Source organism: Actinomycetospora sp. CA-053990 (genome assembly GCF_050948445.1).
GTDB classification, from domain to species: Bacteria; Actinomycetota; Actinomycetes; order Mycobacteriales; family Pseudonocardiaceae; genus Actinomycetospora; species Actinomycetospora callitridis.
In genome coordinates this window covers 4,035,456-4,052,076 of sequence record NZ_CP192043.1, presented here as the reverse complement: position 1 = coordinate 4,052,076, position 16,621 = coordinate 4,035,456, and the positions used below count along the sequence as shown (strand labels likewise).

Genomic DNA, 16,621 nt, shown 5'->3' with positions numbered 1-16,621 from the left:
TCAGACGATTACGCCGGGCGCGCCGAGGCGGCCCCGCCCACCGGGTCGGCGTGTCACCCGCCGCCCCGGTGGACGCGGCTCACGCGACGCCGGAGTCCGAGGTCTGCGGGCCCGCGGCCTGGGGGTCGTCGATCCGGTACTGGGCCGCGGCCCGGACGACGGTGTCGTGCCCGACCTCGCCCCGCCGGGCGAGCGCGGCGAGGATGCCGACGGTGATGTTCTCGGCGTCGACGCCGAAGTGCCGCCGCACCGCCGGGCGGGTGTCCGACAGCCCGAACCCGTCGGTGCCGAGGACGGTGAAGTCGTTCGGCACCCACTTGCGGATCAGGTCCGGCACCGCCTTCATCCAGTCCGACACCGCGAGCACCGGGCCCGCCGCGTCCGAGAGCGCCTGCGTCACGTACGCCGTGCGCGGGTCGGCGTTGGGGTGCGCGTGGTTGTGCTCGTCGGTGTCGACGCCGTCGCGGCGCAGCTCGGTCCACGACGTCGCCGACCACACGTCGGCCTGCACGCCCCACTCCTGCGCCAGCATCTCCTGCGCCTTCAGCGCCCACGGCATGGCGACGCCCGAGGCGAGGATCTGGGCGCGCGGGCCCGGACCACCGGGGGCCTGGGCGTAGCGGTAGAGCCCGCGCAGCAGCCCGTCGACGTCGAGGCCCTCGGGCTCCGCGGGCTGCTGGTAGGGCTCGTTGTAGACCGTCAGGTAGTAGCTGACGTTGGGGTCGCGGTGCGGGTCGGGCTCGCCGTACATGCGGGCCAGGCCGTCGCGCACGATGTGCGCGATCTCGAAGCCGTACGCCGGGTCGTAGTGCACGATCCCGGGGTTCGTGGCCGCGAGCAGCACCGAGTGGCCGTCGTTGTGCTGCAGGCCCTCGCCGACCAGTGTCGAGCGGCCCGCGGTGGCCCCGAGCAGGAAGCCGCGCGTCAGCTGGTCGGTGGCCGCCCAGATGCCGTCGCCGGTGCGCTGGAACCCGAACATCGAGTAGAAGATGTAGATCGGGATCATCGGCTCGCCGTGCGTCGCGTACGACGTGCCGACGGCGGTGAACGAGGCCACCGAGCCGGCCTCGTTGATGCCCTCGTGCATCAGCTGGCCGGCCTCGGACTCGCGGTAGGCGAGCAGCTGGTCGTGGTCGACCGACGTGTAGAGCTGGCCCTGCGGGTTGTAGATCTTGAGGTTCGAGAAGAACGAGTCCATCCCGAAGGTGCGGGCCTCGTCCGGGATGATCGGGACGACGCGCTTGCCGATCTCGGCGTCGCGCGTGAGCTCCTTGACCAGGCGCACGAAGGCCATCGTCGTGGCGATCTCCTGCTTGCCCGAGCCGCGGCGCACGACGTCGTAGACCTTGTCGCCGGGTAGGACCAGCGGCTTCGCGTGCGTACGGCGCTCCGGGAGGGGGCCGCCGAGCTGGCGGCGCCGGTCGAGCATGTACTCGATCTCGGGGGCGTCCGAGCCCGGGTGGTAGTACGGCGGCAGGTACGGGTCGCGCTCGAGCTCGGCGTCGGTGATCGGGACGCGGACCTCGTCGCGGAACGTCTTGAGGTCCTGGAGCGTCAGCTTCTTCATCTGGTGGGTCGCGTTGCGGCCCTCGAACGTCGGGCCGAGCGTGTAGCCCTTGATCGACTTCGCCAGGATGACCGTCGGGCGGCCCTGGTGCTCCATCGCGGCCTGGTAGGCGGCGTAGACCTTGCGGTAGTCGTGCGCGCCGCGCTTGAGGTTCCAGACGTCGGCGTCGGACAGGTCCTTGACCAGCTCCTTCGTCCGCGGGTCGCGGCCGAAGAAGTGCTCGCGGACGTAGGCGCCGTCGTTGGCCTTGTAGGTCTGGAAGTCGCCGTCCGGCGTGGTGTTCATGAGGTTGATCAGCGCGCCGTCGCGGTCGGCGTGCAGCAGCCGGTCCCACTCACGGCCCCAGATCACCTTGACGACGTTCCAGCCCGCGCCGCGGAAGAACGACTCGAGCTCCTGGATGACCTTGCCGTTGCCGTGCACCGGCCCGTCGAGGCGCTGCAGGTTGCAGTTGATGACGAAGGTCAGGTTGTCGAGGCCCTCGGCCGCCGCGACGTGGATGGCCCCGCGCGACTCCGGCTCGTCCATCTCGCCGTCGCCGAGGAACGCCCACGTGTGCTGCTGGCTGGTGTCCTTCATCCCGCGGTTGTGCAGGTAGCGGTCGAAGCGCGCCTGGAAGATCGCGTTGATTGGGCCGAGGCCCATCGACACCGTGGGGTGCTCCCAGAACCCCGGCATCAGCCGCGGGTGCGGGTACGACGGCAGACCCCCACCCGGCCCGGCGTGCGAGAGCTCCTGCCGGAAGCCGTCGAGGTGCTGCGCGCCCAGGCGGCCCTCGAGGAAGGCGCGGGCGTAGATGCCGGGGGAGGCGTGGCCCTGGATGTAGACGTGGTCGCCGCCGCCGGGGTGGTCCTTGCCGCGGAAGAACCAGTTGAAGCCGACCTCGTACAGCGACGCCGCCGAGGCGTAGGTCGAGATGTGCCCGCCGACCCCGACCCCCGGGCGCTGCGCGCGGTGCACCATCGCCGCCGCGTTCCACCGGATCCACGCCCGGTAGCGCCGCTCGGTCTCCTCGTCGCCCGGGAACCAGGGCTCCTGGTCGGTCGGGATGGTGTTGACGTAGTCCGTGGAGTACAGCGACGGCACCGAGACGCGGCGTTCCCGCGCGCGCTGGAGCAGCTGCAACATGATGTAGCGGGCGCGCTGCTCGCCCTGCCCCTCGAGCATCGCGTCGAAGGACTCGATCCACTCCGCGGTCTCGTCCGGATCGATGTCGGGCAGGTGCGACGAGAGGCCGTCGCGGATGATGTGGACCCGGCCGGTGTCCGCGTTCGCGGTGCCCTTCTGGGTGGTCACGGCTCGATCTCCCTGTCGCTGGTGGGTCGACGGCCCGGGCCGGGTCCGGATCACGGGGTCCCTGGCCGGTGCTTCGGAACCGATTCTGCCCGGTCGTCCGGACCGGCGCCGTCCCGTCCGGTCCTCCGCGGCGGCCCCATGGTCACCCGCTGCGCCCCCGCCGTCACGTCTACCGACCGGTAGGACGGGCGCGCTCGCAGCGACCGTCCCCGCGTGGCTGGTTGCGCTGCGTGCGGCGGCCGTGTTCTCTAAGCGCTTCGGACGGGTGACGTGCACCTAGCGGCACCCGAGGACGAGGAGGGGGCACCAGGCGTGGTCGCGGCCACGGGAGATGCGGACAAGTCCGATCTCGCCGGGAAGCTCGGCATCGAGCCGGGGATGATCGTGCAGGAGCTGGGCTGGGACTCGGACGTCGACGAGGAGGTCCGGTCCGCAGTCGAGGAGCGCTGCGGCGAGGACCTGCTCGACGAGGACGCCCAGGAGGTCGTCGACGTCGTGCTCCTGTGGTGGCGTGACGGGGACGGGGATCTCGTCGACACCCTCGTCGACGCGCGCACCCCGCTGACCGACACCGGAGTGGTCTGGGTGCTCACCCCCAAGACCGGCACCGACGGGCACGTCGAGCCCTCCGACATCGCGGAGGCGGCCCCCACCGCGGGGCTCTCGCAGACCTCGAACATCAGTCTCTCCGAGGGCTGGGTGGCCACGCGCCTCGTGGCGCCGAAGGCGTCGGCCCAGCGACGTCGCTGACCTGCGGTCCTCGCTAGGCTGGCCGGGTTCTCGACCCGGACGGAACAGGAGACTGGTCAGATGACCGTCGAGGTGGGCTCGCCAGCCCCCGACTTCACGCTCAAGAACCAGGACGGGCAGGAGGTCTCGCTCGCCGACTTCGCCGGCGACAAGGCCGTCCTCCTGGTGTTCTTCCCCTTCGCGTTCTCCGGGATCTGCACCGGCGAGCTCTGCTCGGTGCGCGACGACCTGTCGTCGTTCCAGAACGACGACGTCCAGGTCGTCGGCGTCTCCTGCGACACCACCTGGTCGCTCAAGGTGTGGGCGCAGCAGGAGGGCTACGAGTTCCCGCTGCTCTCCGACTTCTGGCCCCACGGCGCGGTGTCCGAGTCCTACGGCGTCTTCAGCGCCGACCTGGGCTTCGCCTTCCGCGGCACGTTCCTGATCGACACCGACGGCGTCGTGCGCTTCGCGGAGCACAACGGCCCCGGCGAGGCCCGCGACCAGCAGGGCTGGCGCGACGCGCTCAAGCAGCTGGCCTGACGGGACCCCTCGGACTCCCGGACTCCCGGACTCCCTGGCTTCCGGAGCGAACGTGCTGTTCGCTGCTTCTAGGCGGACGAACTCCCCGTTCGCTCCGGACCGGGCGCGTAGCTCAGCGGAAGAGCAACGGCCTTACAAGCCGTCGGTCGCAGGTTCGAATCCTGCCGCGCCCACGCATGTGGTGTCTCAGGACATCCCGGACACCCGGACCCACGTTGTGTGGGTTCGGGTGACGACTCCGGTGGTGTCGACGCGGGCGCCGACCCGCCAGCCTTTGGGTCTCACGTGCCGGGTGGCCGATATCCGCCCCTCGCAGTGCCGGCGCGCTCGAGCACGCCGCCCAGGTCGGCCGGGGCGATCAGCTCGTGAGTCTCCAGGTTCTGCACCGTGCCGGTACTCGACACCGCGATCGCGATCGCCGCCGCCGCCGCGGCGTCGGGCACATCGACGATGACGAAGCCGTCCTTGGCGCCGAACATGAAGTACATGCTCTCGACGTCACCGCCGACCGTCCGAGCCGTCTCCCTCACGGCGGCGAGCCGGTCGCTCGGTGTTGTCAGCATCTTCGACCAGGTCTCGGAGGTGTAGTTGAAGAACACCACGAACTTCGCCATGTCGGTCCCCGTCTCTCGTCCGGTGATCCTTCTCTGCTCGTCGGCGGTTCCCGCCGGCATGTACCAGAACCCGAGCTGGCGACGTTCGACGCGCCATCCGGGATACGTGAACGGCCCGCAGCACGAGACCTGTGGCCCGAGGTCTGACGCTCCCGCTCCGTGGTCGCGATCGTCAGACACCACCGTGGCGGCGCGTCCACCCGCGTCGCCGAGTGTGGCAGCGCTCGTAAATCACACCGAGTGTCGTCACCCGAATCGCCTACGAGGAGGCGATATCTCTGACTCTCCGCGAGATCGCGATGACGTGAAGTGGTGACGTGGAACTGATCGAAATGGGTGCACTCGTCTTAGTTCTCGATGAGCAGCCAACCGCCGGTCCGTAGCGCGATCATTCGCGCTATCGCTTGATGACGCGATCGACGGCGGAGCAGATCGTGCAGTGCGTGTATGAAGGTCGAGGCAGGGTGAGGCCGGCGCCGCCGGTGGTCCCGAGACGGGTCAACGAGCAGATGCTGGCGTCGCGAGCCGGCTCCCGCCGTACGTCGGATATTCAACGTCGTCGAGCACGTCCCCCGGCTCGGGGCCACACCTCTCGACAGGGGAACGACGTCGCCGGCCCCCCTCCGGCGACGTCGCCTCCCCCCTCTACGCGGATCAGGGCCCCCGACGCTCCGGCACCCGCTGTCGGGAACCGTACCCAGCGGTACGGTTCGAGCGGAAGGGTCTTCTCCGCGTCGGACCACCAGTTGCGCCAGTTGCGCTGTCACGGCGCCGATCCGGGGATGGCGTGGCGTCCGGATGGGCTCCACACTGCTCACACCGTGCAGGCCGACACCATGCGGCGTCGGTGCGCCGGTCGACGGCCCTGGGGGAGATGTCGTGGCGAACGAGGCCGCGTCGGCGGCGGACGGAGCGCGGGTGCCGCAGCAGGCGCGGTCCCGTGCCACGAGACGTGCCCTGCTCGCCGCGACGGGAGAGCGCTTCGCGATCCAGGGCTTCCACGGCACGGCACTCAACGACCTGGTGGGGGACGGCGCCCCGACCAAGGGCGCGCTCTACTTCCACTTCGCGTCCAAGCACGCCGTCGCCGAGGCACTCGTCGCGGCGATGAGTGAATCGTGGGACCAGGTCCTGCCCGCGGTCCGTCGGGTCGCCGGTGACAGTCTCGAAGCGCTGGTCCTCCTGACCGACGCCGTGATCGTCCGTCTCGACGACCCGATCGTGCGCGGTGCCGGCCGCCTGTTGCGCGACCGCGTCGTCGTCACGCCGACGCTGGCCGAGGTCGTCGCCTGGTGGCGTGACCAGACCGAGGAGTTGCTCGCCGACGCGCAGACCGACGGCCTGCTGCGTCGCGAGGCGGACCCGGGCTGGATCGCCGATGAGATCGTCGCCAGTTTCGCCGGCCGGGCGACGATCGCCGATCCGGGCGGCGTCGCGGCACCCCTCTGGGGTCTGATGAACGAGTTCTGGGCCGGGTTCCTCCCGTTGATCGCCACTCCCGCCTGGTGCGAGCGCTGGACGGCGCAGCCATGGCGGCAGCGCCGACGTCCTGTCGGTGTGGGCCCCCAGGACATCGACCGCCTCGAGATCCACGGGATGGGCGATCCGGTCGGCGCTTCGGGGGCCACCGCTGATCAGCACTCACTGACCTGAGCCGGACGCGACGAGCCGACCAGGACGGCGAGCCTGCCGGGCGGGGTCCGCTTCGGTGTCTTCGGCGGTCCTGTCGCGTCAGGTCCTCGACGATCCCGGGTCGGCGGCCGGGCCTGCTCCGCCGGTGGTCAGCTCAGCCGGAGTGCGTCGGCCAGGCGGCGCAGGTCGGGGAGCAGGTCGGTTCCCTTCGCCGTCAGGACCTGGGCGCAGACGTGGTCGGCGCCGGCCTGCAGGTGCTCGTCGAGCCGCGCCGCGACCGCGTCCGGCTCGCCGTGGGCGACGAGGGCGTCGATCAGGGCGTCGCTGCCGCCGTCGGCGATGTCGGCGTCGGTCCAGCCGAGACGCTCGAGGTTGCTGACGTAGTTTCGCAGCCCCAGGTAGGGCTTCTGTACGGCGGGGCGGCCGATCCCGCGCGCCGTATCGGGGTCGGGGTGCAGGACGACCTTGTTCTCCGGGGCGAGCAGGACCCCGTCGCCGAGGATCTCGCGGGCCCGGCGGGTGTGCTCGGGGGGAACGAGGTAGGGGTGCGCGCCCGCGGCGCGCTCCGCGGCGAGCCGCAGGACCTTCGGGCCGAGGGCCGCGAGCACCCGGCGCGAGACCGGGACCTCGGCGGTGTCGAGGGCGTCGAGGTACTCGACGACCGTGGCGTAGGGGCGGGTGTAGTCGCTGGTGGCCTCGGGGTGGCCGACGCCGACGCCGAGCAGGAAGCGGCCGGGGTGCTTCGCCTCGAGCCGGTGGAAGGAGGCGGCGACCTCGTCGGCCGGGGTGGACCACATGTTGACGATGCCGGTGGCGATCACGAGGTGCTCGGTGGCGTCGAGCAGCGACTCGGCGAGGGCGAGATCCCCGGGAGGGGAGCCGCCGATCCAGATCGTGCCGAATCCGAGCGACTCGACCGCCCGGGCGAGCTGTGGGTCGAGCTGACCCGCTCTCTGCCAGATGCCGTACCGGCCCAGTTCCATCGCCATGATCGCTACCTCCTGATGTCGGGGTCGTGACCGTCGTGCAGCTCAGACCGCCGAGGCCACCAGGGGAGCCTCGCCGCGGACCTCTCGGCCCCCGTGCGGGGCGAGGAGCTCGAGGGTGCGGTGCTGCTGGTCCTCGTCGACCGCGGCGTTGACGAGCATGAGCTCGTCGGCCCGCACCTCCGCGGCCAGCGCGTCGAGCCCGGCGACGACCTCGGGCCCGGTGCCCACGAGGGTGCGGGCGAGCATGCCGAGGACCTGGCGCCCGGCGGGGTGCTCGCGGAGCTCGACGAGCTGCTCGTCGGACAGATCCCGGCCGCGGCCCAGGATCGAGCGCAGCCACTCCAGCTCGGTCCGGCGGTACTGCGCGGTGGCGGTCTCGGCGTCGTCGGCGGCGACGACGTTGGCGGCGGCGATGAAGTGCGGTGTCGCGTCGGGGCCGGCGAGGGACCGGGAGGCGTCGAAGCGGTCCCGGTAGATCGTGGCCGCCTCGACGAGGGCCTCCGGCGCGAAGTGCGAGGCGAACGCGTACGGCAGCCCGAGGTGGGCGGCGAGCTGGGCGCCGTAGAGCGAGGAGCCGAGGATGTAGAGGGGGACCCCGCCCGCGTGGTGCGGGTAGGCCTGCACCCCGGGGACGGTGGTCTCGCCGGTGAGGTAGCCGTGCAGCTCGACGATGTCGGCCGGGAAGTGCTCGGAGGCCGCGGCATCGCGACGCAGGGCCTGCATCGTCGCTCCGTCGGTCCCGGGCGCCCGGCCGAGCCCGAGGTCGATCCGTCCCGGGAAGAGCGTCTCGAGCAGGCCGAACTGCTCGGCGATCACGAGCGGCGAGTGGTTGGGGAGCATGATCCCGCCGGACCCGACGCGCAGGTTCGTGGTGTTCGCGGCCAGGTGCTGGATGTAGAGCGACGTCGCCGACGACGCGAGCCCGGGCATGTTGTGGTGCTCGGAGACCCACAGCCGGTGGTAGCCGAGGTCGTCGGCGGTGCGCGCCAGCCGCACGCTGCGGGCGACACCCTCGGCAGCGGTCTCGGCGGGCCGGACCCGGGCCAGGTCCAACAGGGAGAGCGGGACGGACGTCGCCACGGCGGTCCTCTCGTGGTCATGATGGGCTCGGAGCCGCGCCCACCCGAGCGGAGGCTCCCTCCACTTACGGTACACGGAGGCTGCCTCCGGTAACCTGCCCACAATGGCCACCCACGGCGGGTGGACGGCGGACGGCAGGGGAGAACGCGCATGCCGGACACCGACCGGCCGATGCGCTCCGACGCGCGGCGCAACCGCGAGCTGCTGGTCGCGGTCGCCCGGCGGCACCTCCGGCTCCACGGCGTCACGACCTCGTTGGAGGCCATCGCCCGGGAGGCCGGCGTGGGTCCGGGGACGCTCTACCGACACTTCCCGGACCGGGACTGCCTGGTGGCCGAGGTGCTGCGGGTCGAGAACGACGAGCTCCGCGCGGCCGGCGAGCGCATCGCACGTGAGGTCGGGGTCGCGAAGCGGCTGGACGCCTGGTTGGGCGAGGTGGAGAGACACGTCGCGAGCTACCGCGGCCTGTCCGGCCCGCTGGTGGGCGCGTTGGAGGGTGGGCAGCCGACCCCGCTCGGCATCGCGTGCGAGGAGATGATCGCCACCACCACGAGGTTCCTCACCGAGTCCCAGGAGGCCGGGGTGGCGAGGCCGGAGGTCACCGCCCACGACCTCGTGGGGTGCGCCGCGATGCTGGCGTGGCTCGGCTCGACCGGCCCGCGGGGGACCCAGCAGGCCGACGGGGCACGGGACATCCTCCGACACGGCTACAAGGTCTCCGGCTGACCGACGTCCTCGGATGTCAGGACCGCGGAGGCGTCGACGTCGAGCGCGGCCAGCAGGTCGGCGAGCTCCCGGTCGAGCCCGCTCGCCGTGACCGGATCAGTTTCCGGTTCGCCCGACCTCTGGTTCGGGGACTTCTCGTTGCTCCGCTCTGGCTCGCGCGTCGAGGCTCGTACCGATGAGCGCGTCGTAGACGAGGATGCCGACGGCTCCGCCGACCAGGGGCCCGACGATGGGCACCCACCAGTAGTGGTCGAAGTACGTCCCGGCACCGGGGAAGGCGAGCGGTCCCCATCCCTCGATCCAGGTCCAGAGCCGTGGCCCCAGGTCGCGCGCCGGGTTGATGGCGTACCCCGCGTTGGTGCCGTAGGTGAGGCCGATCGCCACGACCAGGAAGCCGATCAGCAGCGGGGCCAGGTTGCCGGTGGGGCCCTGGTTGCGCCGGTCGATCAACGCGGCGATGAGCGCGACCAGCAGGGCGGTCCCGACGATCTGGTCCAGGAGCGGCCCGGCGAGTCCGCCGCCGAAGTACTTGGCGGGGAAGGTCGCGAAGATGGCGAAGGTGTCGAGGGACGTCGTGCGCGTGGGCACGTTGTTGGCGAGGTTGTAGGCGTTGATGGCGGGCCGGTACACCGCGTAGACGAGCGCGGCGGCGGCGAACGCTCCGACGAGTTGCGCTGCCCAGAAGGCAGGCACCTTGGCCCAGGAGAAGCCTCGACGGAGGGCGAACGCCAGGGTGACCGCCGGGTTGAGGTGGGCTCCGGAGACCCCGCCGCAGATGTAGACGCCGAAGGCCACGGCGAAGCCCCAGCCGAAGGCGATGATCAGCCAGTTGGCGGGACCGAAGGCGTCGGCCTGACGGCCCGAGCCCGGCAGCCCCACCACCGCCACCGCCACCGATCCGCATCCGAAGGCGATCAGGACGAACGTGCCGAGCAACTCGGCCAGACACTCACCGCCCAACCCGGCGAGGATGCGCGGCACGCCGACGTCACGACCCGGGCTCGTCATCGCCGTCCCCCCGCTCGACGGGCGTCGATCCCGTGATCCGTGGCGACCGGAGCCGCCGTGCTCACGAGGCGGGTGGTGGTCGTCGTGGCCCGGGCGGCGCGCACCACCTCCGCGAGCAGCCCGATCAGCCGCTCGTCACGCTCGTCGGCCGTCAGGGAAGCGAGCGTCGCCGACGCGGCGATGAACGCTTCGTGGACGACGGCGTGGCCGGGCAGGCGCAGCCACCGCAGCCAGGGGTGGCCGAGCCGCCGGCGGGCCCGCCTCTGCATCGCCGACAGGTGGCGATCGTCGGGCACGACGGCCAGCCCGGCCGCCGTGCAGCACAGCACCACGGTGTCGTCGAGCCCGACTCGCGGGTGACCGCCGCCGATGAGCTCGGGCGCCCACCGTGCCAGGCGAGGGCGGGCCCCATCGCTGACGGCGTCGTTGACGCGACGCGCGACGACGGCCACGGCGGCCGGGGTGCACGCAGGGCGGTCGGTGAAGCGCTGCCCGGCCAGCACCGACACGTACTCCATCAGACACGCGCCCTGCTCGGGGCCCGCGTGCTTGCCGATCTCCAGGCGTGGCAGCCCCATGACCGCCGGGCGCTTCAGAACCATGCTCGGCCTTCCCTCCGATACGCAGATCCTGGGCCACTCACCATCGCACATCTCGTTCATTGTGGAGATCGTGCAGCGTGGGTGATATGCGATAGAGACGTCGTGCTAGCATTGGCCCTCGCGGCGAGGACCTCGAGTCACGTCGTCGTGCCGCATGCGAGGAGGCGGTGGGACATGATCGACCGCACAGAGCCGGCCACCGGCATCGTCGCGGGGGTCGGCGGCAACACGGCGACCTTGCGAGCGGTCAGGTGGGCGGCCCGCGAGGCTGATCGCCGCCACCTGAGCCTCGACCTCGTCCAGGTGCTCCCCCCGTCGCGGCGCGACCATGTCCTCCAGGCGCCGCAGGGACGCGCTGCGGCCCTGCTCGAGCAGGGCCGCCACGTGGCCGTCGCCGCCGCCCCCGATGTCCCGGTCCGACTGTCCGTGGTCACCGGCGTCGCCGGCCCTGCACTCGTCCACGTCGCGGAGCGGGCCGAGCTCCTGGTGCTGGGGTCACGCTCCGCCGCAGGCGACCTGGATCTGACGGTCGGGCGCATCGTCGGACACGCGGTGGGCCGTTCTGCCTGCCCTGTCGTGCTGGTTCCTCAGATCTGGGATCCCGGCGCGGCGCACTCCGGCAGTGTGCTGGTGCACGTCGACGGCACCCGGGAGTCGGTCGGCGCCGTGGCCTGGGCCGCCGATGTCGCCGAGCGGTGGCGAGCTCCGCTCGAGGCGATCGCCGTGGGCGCCCGTCGCGGCTCCGAGGCCGCCGAGCAGGCGCTCCGGCAGCGGCTGTCGGAGGCCGTCGCCGGAGCCACCGATCGGCATCCCGACCTCGCGCGGCACGAGACCGTCGTGTGGGGGAACGCGGCGGAGGCGATCCTGGAGGTGTCCCGTCGGCAGGCCCGGATGATCGTTCTCTGTTCGCGGGGGTACGGGGCGCTCACGGCGTCGTTCCTGGGCGTGACCACCCAGACGGTGGTGCGCATGGCGAGCTGCCCGACCGCCGTCCTGCCGCCCGGGGTCGCCGAGGTCTGGGCGAGCCGCGGTGCGCGGCAGGTGAAGGAGGACGCGTGACGCCGTGTGCTGCGTGACGATTCCGGGGTGAGACGGCCCATCGGGTCGACCGCGACCTCGGAGCCCGGCTCGCCGCCACGTCGACACGTCCCACGGGGCCTGCCCGCCGACGCCTCCACCTGGTCATGGCGACCGGCAGCGGCGCCCACGGACCGTCCGACGCGGAGGCGTGGCGCCGCGACCCGCGGACATGGGTCTCGGTCCGCCGTCGCGCCCTGCTCGGCACCGCCGCAGCGACCGCGTGCCCTCCTCGGCGTCCGCGGTCGGGGACGGTCCCGCGGTGAGGTCCGCGGGTGACGCAGCGGTCGCGGAGGGCCGCTGCGACCCTGCTCGGACGTGCGCTTGCCGTGCTGAGTGATGATCGTGCATGGTGCACGACCGGGGCTGCGGGCGCCTGCGGCCGACGCTTCAGAGACCACGATGGGGACGATGTGGGCATGGGTGAGCCGGCCGGCAGCGCCGTGGCGGAGGGGACGGGCCTCGTCGATCATGACGAAGCCGGCGCGCCGTTCGCCGATCGCCTGGAGCTCGCCCTGCGGGGTCTGCTCGAGCTCAGCGTCGGCGTGCTCAGTGCCATGGAGGAGAACGTCTCCCCGTCGCACCTCCGAGCGCTGCAGTCGCTGGATCACCTCGGGGGCGCCAAGGTGACCGCGCTCGGGGAGGCGCTCGGCGTGCCCCCGTCGACCGCCAGTCGCATCAGCGACCGGCTGACCGCGGCCGGGCTCATCACACGGGAGGTCGCGGCCGACAACCGCCGCGCCACCTGGCTCGAGCTCACACCCGCCGGGCGGGCGATCCTCTCCGATCTCGCGGGTGCGCGGGCGAAGGCACTGGAGCGCGTCACCGAGGTCATGAGCCCGGAGGAGCGGGACGCCCTGCTGCTGGGTGCCGAGGGGTTCGCCCGTGCCTACGAGTCGCTCGACGAGTTCTGCCACGAGGAGCCGTCGGACCCGGAACGGTGACGTGCGCGAGCTCAGGCCTGCGCGACCGCTCCTGATGGGCGTGCGACCCGCCGATCAATGGACCAGAGCCGACACCCCGAAGGCGATGGCCAGGAACAGCAGCATCCGCCCGACGAGGACGGCCAGGCCGAAGGCGACGACGGACATCCGCGTCCTGACCACGGCGAGCGTCAGCGGATACAGCGGCGGGATGAACACGCAGGCCGACAGGAAGACGATCGCCACTCCCCACCGGGATTCACCGAGGAGCTCGATCATGCGGTCCGACCAGCCTCGCACCGTCGTCCGGACCTTCCCGGTCGGTCTCCGGGGGCGGTCGCGCATCCGCTGGACCCACCCGGAGGTGGCGCCCCGCCGCAGCCCGACGACCACGCCGACCTTCCCGAGGCTCTGGCCGAGGGCGCAGCCGGTGGCCGCCGTGACCTCTTCGGCGAACCCCCCGACCTGTGACGCCACGATGTAGATCTCGCTGTTGAAGATCGGGATCAGTGCGGACAGCACGCCGTACGCGGTCGAGCCCACGAACTCCAGGAGCAGTTGCCAGCTCATACCGGCTCCAGGCTCACGGCTCGTCCAGCCGGGCGCTCGCTCGGACCGGTGCTCGGCGCCCGATCGTGTGGTGTCTCAGGACATCGGCATGACCCCGAACCCCGGCTCGCTCCGCTACCCGCCGAAGGCCTCGGTCACTACCCAGGTAGGTGGGTCTCGTCCCCGGCGGCGGTGTCAGGGTTCTCGGCATCACCTTCCCGGCGGTGGAGCGGGCCCTGTGCTCCGGGTGAGGCCGCACCGAGGCCGACGGCTCGCACGCCGTTGATGACGTTCCCGGACCGCGGCGCGGCCGCTGCGGCGATCGCCCGCGCGCCACGCGCGCCGTCCCGGCGACGCACGCCTCGGTCTTTCGAGGCCGGACCATTCCACGAAGGAGCACCGACACATGACCTCAGCCACCGTCGTGACCGAGCTGGACGCCGTGGTGCTCGGGGCCGGCGTGGCCGGCCTCTACCAGCTCCACCAGCTCCGCGAGCAGGGCTTGCGGGTGAAGGCGTTCGACGCCGCCGGCGACGTCGGTGGCACCTGGTGGTGGAACCGGTACCCGGGCGCGCGCTTCGATTCCGAGGGCTACATCTACCAGTACCTGTTCGACGAGAAGCTCTACAAGGACTGGAGCTGGAGCCAGAAGTTCCCCGGCCAGCCGGAGATCGAGCGGTGGATGCACTACATCACCGAGCGGCTCGATCTGCGCAAGGACATCCAGTTCGGCACGAGGATCACCTCCGCGCACTACGACGAGGGTCGCGGCCGGTGGCTCGTGCACACCGACCGGGGCGACGTCGTCGACACCCAGTTCTTCGTCTCCTGCGCAGGAATGCTCTCCGCACCCCTGCGGAACATCCCGGGTATCGAGTCGTTCGGCGGGCAGCTGGTGTTCACGTCGGCCTATCCCGCCGAGGGCCCGCAGCTGGAGGGCAAGCGCGTCGGTGTCGTCGGGGTCGGCGCGACCGGCATCCAGGTCATCCAGACCATCGCGTCCGAGGTCGGCCACCTCACGGTCTTCGCGCGCACTCCGCAGTACATGCTGCCGATGAAGAATCCGACCTACGGGCCGGAGGAACAGGACTGGTACAAGAGCCGCTTCGAGGAGCTCAAGGCCACGATCCCGCACACGTTCTCCGGCTTCGAGTACGACTTCGAGCACGCCTGGGCGGACTGCTCCCCGGAGCGACGCCAGGAGATCCTCGAGGAGATCTATCAGGACGGGTCGCTCAAGCTCTGGCTCGCCGGGTTCGGTGAGGTGTTCTTCGTCGACGAGATCAGTGAGGCGGTCTCGGAGTTCGTGCGCGACAAGATGCGTGCACGTCTTCGCGGCGACCAGCACCTCATCGACACCCTCGTGCCGACCGACTACGGGTTCGGCACCCACCGCGTGCCGCTGGAGAACGGCTACCTCGAGGTCTACCACCAGGACAACGTCGACCTGGTCAACGTCCGCGACAACCCGATCGCGCAGATCCGCCCCGAGGGGATCGAGCTCGCCGACGGCACCCTCCACGAGTTCGACGTGATCATCCTCGCCACCGGCTTCGACGCCGGCACCGGCGCGCTGACCCGGATCGATGTCCGCGGCCGGGACAACCGCTCGCTGGCCGAGGAGTGGGGGCAGGACATCCGCACCACGATGGGCCTGGCCAAGCACGGCTACCCGAACCTGCTGACCACCGCGGTGCCCCTCGCCCCGTCGGCGGCGCTGTGCAACATGACCACCTGCCTGCAGCAGCAGACCGAGTGGATCAGCGGGGCGATCCGGGACCTCAAGGCCGACGGGAAGTCGACCATCGAGCCGACCGCGGACGGCGAGGACGCCTGGGTGGCCCATCACGAGGAGCTCGCCAACGCGACGCTCGTCCCGAAGACGACCTCGTGGTACCTCGGCTCGAACGTGCCGGGCAAGCCGCGTCGGCTGCTGTCCTACATCGGGGGTGTCGGCACCTACCGCCAGAAGTGCGAGGAGGAAGCCGCCGGCGGCTACCCGACCTTCTCCCGAACCTGAGCCCCGTCCTCCTCGCTCACCCTTCCGCGTCGCACCCGGGTCCCGGGACCGGCGCGCCCGCAGACCGGAGACCGATCATGAGCAAGCCCCTCGACAGCAGCGCCCTCGACAAGGTCCTGCAGTCCGCGGTCGACGACGGGGCGGTGCCGCAGGTCGCGGCCATCGCCGCCGACCGCGACGGCATCGTCTACGAGGGCGGTGCCGGAGCCCCGACCGTCGGCCAGGGCGGCACCGTCACCACCGGGACGCAGTTCCGGATCATGTCGATGACCAAGATGGTCGCGACCGTGGCGGCGCTCCAGCTCCGCGAGTCCGGCCGTCTCGACGTCGACGCCCCCGTCGCCGAGTTCTGCCCGGAGTTCGCCGACCTCCAGGTCCTCGACGGCTTCGACGGCGACACCCCACGGATGCGGGCACCGCGCACCCAGGCGACCGTCCGCCACCTGCTCACCCACACCTCGGGCCTGGGCTACTGGTTCTTCGACGCCGACCTGGCCCGCTACGAGCAGGTCACCGGCACCCCGAACGTCCTCGGTGGCGCCGGGGCGTTCAAGGCCCCGCTGCTGCACGATCCCGGTGCCCGGTTCACCTACGGCATCAACACCGACTGGCTCGGGAAGGTGATCGAGGCCGTGACCGGTCAGGGCCTCGACGTGGTGGTCAAGGAGAAGATCACCGGCCCGCTCGGCATGGCCGACACGATGTTCCTGCTCGACCCGGCACGCACCGGGAACGCCGTGACCGTCCACGTGCCGGGCGAGGACGGCGGCTGGGCCTCGGCAGGCGAACTGCTCCCGCAGGACCCGGACTGGTGGGCCGGGGGCCACGGGCTCTACTCCACCCCCCGCGACTACATCCGCTTCGAGCAGGCCCTGCTGCGTGGCGGTGAGCTCGACGGCGAGCGGATCCTCTCCGAGGCGAGCGTCGAGGACGCCTTCACCAACCAGATCGGTGCCCTGAACTTCCCGCCCGAGATCCCCACCGCCGATCCGGCGACCACCTGCTCGTTCAACGCAGGCCCCGGCTGGAAGTGGGGCTACGGGCTGCTGCTCAACACCGTCGACGTGCCGGGCGGCCGACGGGCGGGCAGTGGCGCCTGGGCGGGCCTGTTCAACACCCACTTCTGGGTGGACCCCACGACCGGGATCTGCGCGTCGATCTACACGAACTCGCTCCCGTTCGTCTCGCCCGGGGCGTTCGCGCTCTACGGCGAGTTCGAGCAGGCCCTCTACGCCGCTCTGTGACGGGTGATCGGGGTCGGTCCGC

Annotated in this window: 15 protein-coding genes and 1 tRNA gene; 9 read left to right on the top strand and 7 right to left on the bottom strand. The window is 71.5% G+C overall.

The annotated features are described in order from the left end of the window. Positions 1-79: 79 nt before the first annotated feature. A complete protein-coding gene (gene aceE, locus ACQPYN_RS20855) occupies positions 80-2,863 on the bottom strand; it encodes a pyruvate dehydrogenase (acetyl-transferring), homodimeric type (RefSeq protein ID WP_433027032.1) in 2,784 nt (927 codons plus the stop codon). Positions 2,864-3,175: 312 nt separating this feature from the next. Here aceE and ACQPYN_RS20850 point away from each other — a divergent pair, with 312 nt between their 5' ends. The 3 genes from ACQPYN_RS20850 to ACQPYN_RS20840 all read left to right on the top strand — a co-directional run bounded on the left by ACQPYN_RS20850 (position 3,176) and on the right by ACQPYN_RS20840 (position 4,308). Beyond that, positions 3,176-3,613, top strand: a complete 438-nt coding sequence (locus ACQPYN_RS20850) for a DUF3052 domain-containing protein (protein WP_433027029.1) — start codon at positions 3,176-3,178, stop codon at positions 3,611-3,613. 60 nt (positions 3,614-3,673) lie between these two features. Continuing rightward, complete coding sequence (locus tag ACQPYN_RS20845; RefSeq protein WP_433027026.1) at positions 3,674-4,135, top strand: peroxiredoxin; 462 nt, start codon at positions 3,674-3,676, stop codon at positions 4,133-4,135. Between the two features lie 101 nt (positions 4,136-4,236). Then, positions 4,237-4,308 (top strand) — tRNA-Val (locus ACQPYN_RS20840). Between the two features lie 108 nt (positions 4,309-4,416). Here ACQPYN_RS20840 and ACQPYN_RS20835 read toward each other — a convergent pair. Then, a complete protein-coding gene (locus ACQPYN_RS20835) occupies positions 4,417-4,749 on the bottom strand; it encodes a GYD domain-containing protein (protein ID WP_433027023.1) in 333 nt (110 codons plus the stop codon). Positions 4,750-5,628: 879 nt separating this feature from the next. On the opposite strand from ACQPYN_RS20835, the gene ACQPYN_RS20830 reads away from it, so the two are divergent. After that, a complete protein-coding gene (locus tag ACQPYN_RS20830) occupies positions 5,629-6,402 on the top strand; it encodes a hypothetical protein (protein WP_433027020.1) in 774 nt (257 codons plus the stop codon). A gap of 128 nt (positions 6,403-6,530) precedes the next feature. On the opposite strand, the gene ACQPYN_RS20825 is transcribed toward ACQPYN_RS20830, so the two are convergent. Further along, the gene (locus tag ACQPYN_RS20825; protein ID WP_433027017.1) at positions 6,531-7,370 is read right to left on the bottom strand and encodes an LLM class F420-dependent oxidoreductase; all 840 of its coding nucleotides are present in this window, start codon (positions 7,368-7,370) and stop codon (positions 6,531-6,533) included. Between the two features lie 42 nt (positions 7,371-7,412). Continuing rightward, positions 7,413-8,450, bottom strand: coding sequence for an LLM class flavin-dependent oxidoreductase (locus ACQPYN_RS20820; RefSeq protein ID WP_433027014.1), 1,038 nt, complete (start codon positions 8,448-8,450; stop codon positions 7,413-7,415). 150 nt (positions 8,451-8,600) lie between these two features. Here ACQPYN_RS20820 and ACQPYN_RS20815 point away from each other — a divergent pair, with 150 nt between their 5' ends. After that, positions 8,601-9,176 carry a TetR/AcrR family transcriptional regulator gene (locus tag ACQPYN_RS20815; protein WP_433027011.1) on the top strand — a complete coding sequence of 192 codons (576 nt, stop codon included), beginning with the start codon at positions 8,601-8,603 and terminating at the stop codon, positions 9,174-9,176. A 96-nt stretch (positions 9,177-9,272) separates the two neighbouring features. Here the strand turns inward: ACQPYN_RS20815 and ACQPYN_RS20810 are convergent, their stop codons facing one another. Both ACQPYN_RS20810 and ACQPYN_RS20805 read right to left on the bottom strand, forming a co-directional pair. After that, the gene (locus ACQPYN_RS20810; protein ID WP_433027007.1) at positions 9,273-10,184 is read right to left on the bottom strand and encodes an MIP/aquaporin family protein; all 912 of its coding nucleotides are present in this window, start codon (positions 10,182-10,184) and stop codon (positions 9,273-9,275) included. After that, complete coding sequence (locus tag ACQPYN_RS20805) at positions 10,181-10,786, bottom strand: hypothetical protein (RefSeq protein ID WP_433027004.1); 606 nt, start codon at positions 10,784-10,786, stop codon at positions 10,181-10,183. The genes ACQPYN_RS20810 and ACQPYN_RS20805 overlap by 4 nt, the downstream gene beginning before the upstream one ends. Before the next feature lie 174 nt (positions 10,787-10,960). Here ACQPYN_RS20805 and ACQPYN_RS20800 point away from each other — a divergent pair, with 174 nt between their 5' ends. Continuing rightward, positions 10,961-11,845 carry a universal stress protein gene (locus ACQPYN_RS20800; RefSeq protein WP_433027001.1) on the top strand — a complete coding sequence of 295 codons (885 nt, stop codon included), beginning with the start codon at positions 10,961-10,963 and terminating at the stop codon, positions 11,843-11,845. Between the two features lie 437 nt (positions 11,846-12,282). Beyond that, the gene (locus ACQPYN_RS20795) at positions 12,283-12,807 is read left to right on the top strand and encodes a MarR family winged helix-turn-helix transcriptional regulator (protein WP_433026998.1); all 525 of its coding nucleotides are present in this window, start codon (positions 12,283-12,285) and stop codon (positions 12,805-12,807) included. A 54-nt stretch (positions 12,808-12,861) separates the two neighbouring features. Here ACQPYN_RS20795 and ACQPYN_RS20790 read toward each other — a convergent pair whose 3' ends face one another. Then, positions 12,862-13,356, bottom strand: coding sequence for a hypothetical protein (locus ACQPYN_RS20790; protein WP_433026995.1), 495 nt, complete (start codon positions 13,354-13,356; stop codon positions 12,862-12,864). A gap of 385 nt (positions 13,357-13,741) precedes the next feature. On the opposite strand from ACQPYN_RS20790, the gene ACQPYN_RS20785 reads away from it, so the two are divergent. After that, on the top strand, positions 13,742-15,355 hold the full coding sequence (locus ACQPYN_RS20785; protein ID WP_433026992.1) for a flavin-containing monooxygenase: 1,614 nt from the start codon (positions 13,742-13,744) through the stop codon (positions 15,353-15,355). A 77-nt stretch (positions 15,356-15,432) separates the two neighbouring features. Next, positions 15,433-16,599, top strand: coding sequence for a serine hydrolase domain-containing protein (locus ACQPYN_RS20780; RefSeq protein WP_433026989.1), 1,167 nt, complete (start codon positions 15,433-15,435; stop codon positions 16,597-16,599). The last annotated feature ends 22 nt before the right edge of the window (positions 16,600-16,621 follow it).

Bases quoted from the DNA above. Each gene is read 5' to 3' on its own strand.
- ACQPYN_RS20845 (WP_433027026.1), top strand. From the start codon at position 3,674: ATGACCGTCGAGGTGGGCTCGCCAGCCCCCGACTTCACGCTCAAGAAC.
- ACQPYN_RS20835 (WP_433027023.1), bottom strand. From the start codon at position 4,749: ATGGCGAAGTTCGTGGTGTTCTTCAACTACACCTCCGAGACCTGGTCG.
- ACQPYN_RS20825 (WP_433027017.1), bottom strand. From the start codon at position 7,370: ATGGCGATGGAACTGGGCCGGTACGGCATCTGGCAGAGAGCGGGTCAG.
- ACQPYN_RS20815 (WP_433027011.1), top strand. From the start codon at position 8,601: ATGCCGGACACCGACCGGCCGATGCGCTCCGACGCGCGGCGCAACCGC.
- ACQPYN_RS20810 (WP_433027007.1), bottom strand. From the start codon at position 10,184: ATGACGAGCCCGGGTCGTGACGTCGGCGTGCCGCGCATCCTCGCCGGG.
- ACQPYN_RS20805 (WP_433027004.1), bottom strand. From the start codon at position 10,786: ATGGTTCTGAAGCGCCCGGCGGTCATGGGGCTGCCACGCCTGGAGATC.
- ACQPYN_RS20800 (WP_433027001.1), top strand. From the start codon at position 10,961: ATGATCGACCGCACAGAGCCGGCCACCGGCATCGTCGCGGGGGTCGGC.
- ACQPYN_RS20795 (WP_433026998.1), top strand. From the start codon at position 12,283: ATGGGTGAGCCGGCCGGCAGCGCCGTGGCGGAGGGGACGGGCCTCGTC.
- ACQPYN_RS20790 (WP_433026995.1), bottom strand. From the start codon at position 13,356: ATGAGCTGGCAACTGCTCCTGGAGTTCGTGGGCTCGACCGCGTACGGC.
- ACQPYN_RS20785 (WP_433026992.1), top strand. From the start codon at position 13,742: ATGACCTCAGCCACCGTCGTGACCGAGCTGGACGCCGTGGTGCTCGGG.
- ACQPYN_RS20780 (WP_433026989.1), top strand. From the start codon at position 15,433: ATGAGCAAGCCCCTCGACAGCAGCGCCCTCGACAAGGTCCTGCAGTCC.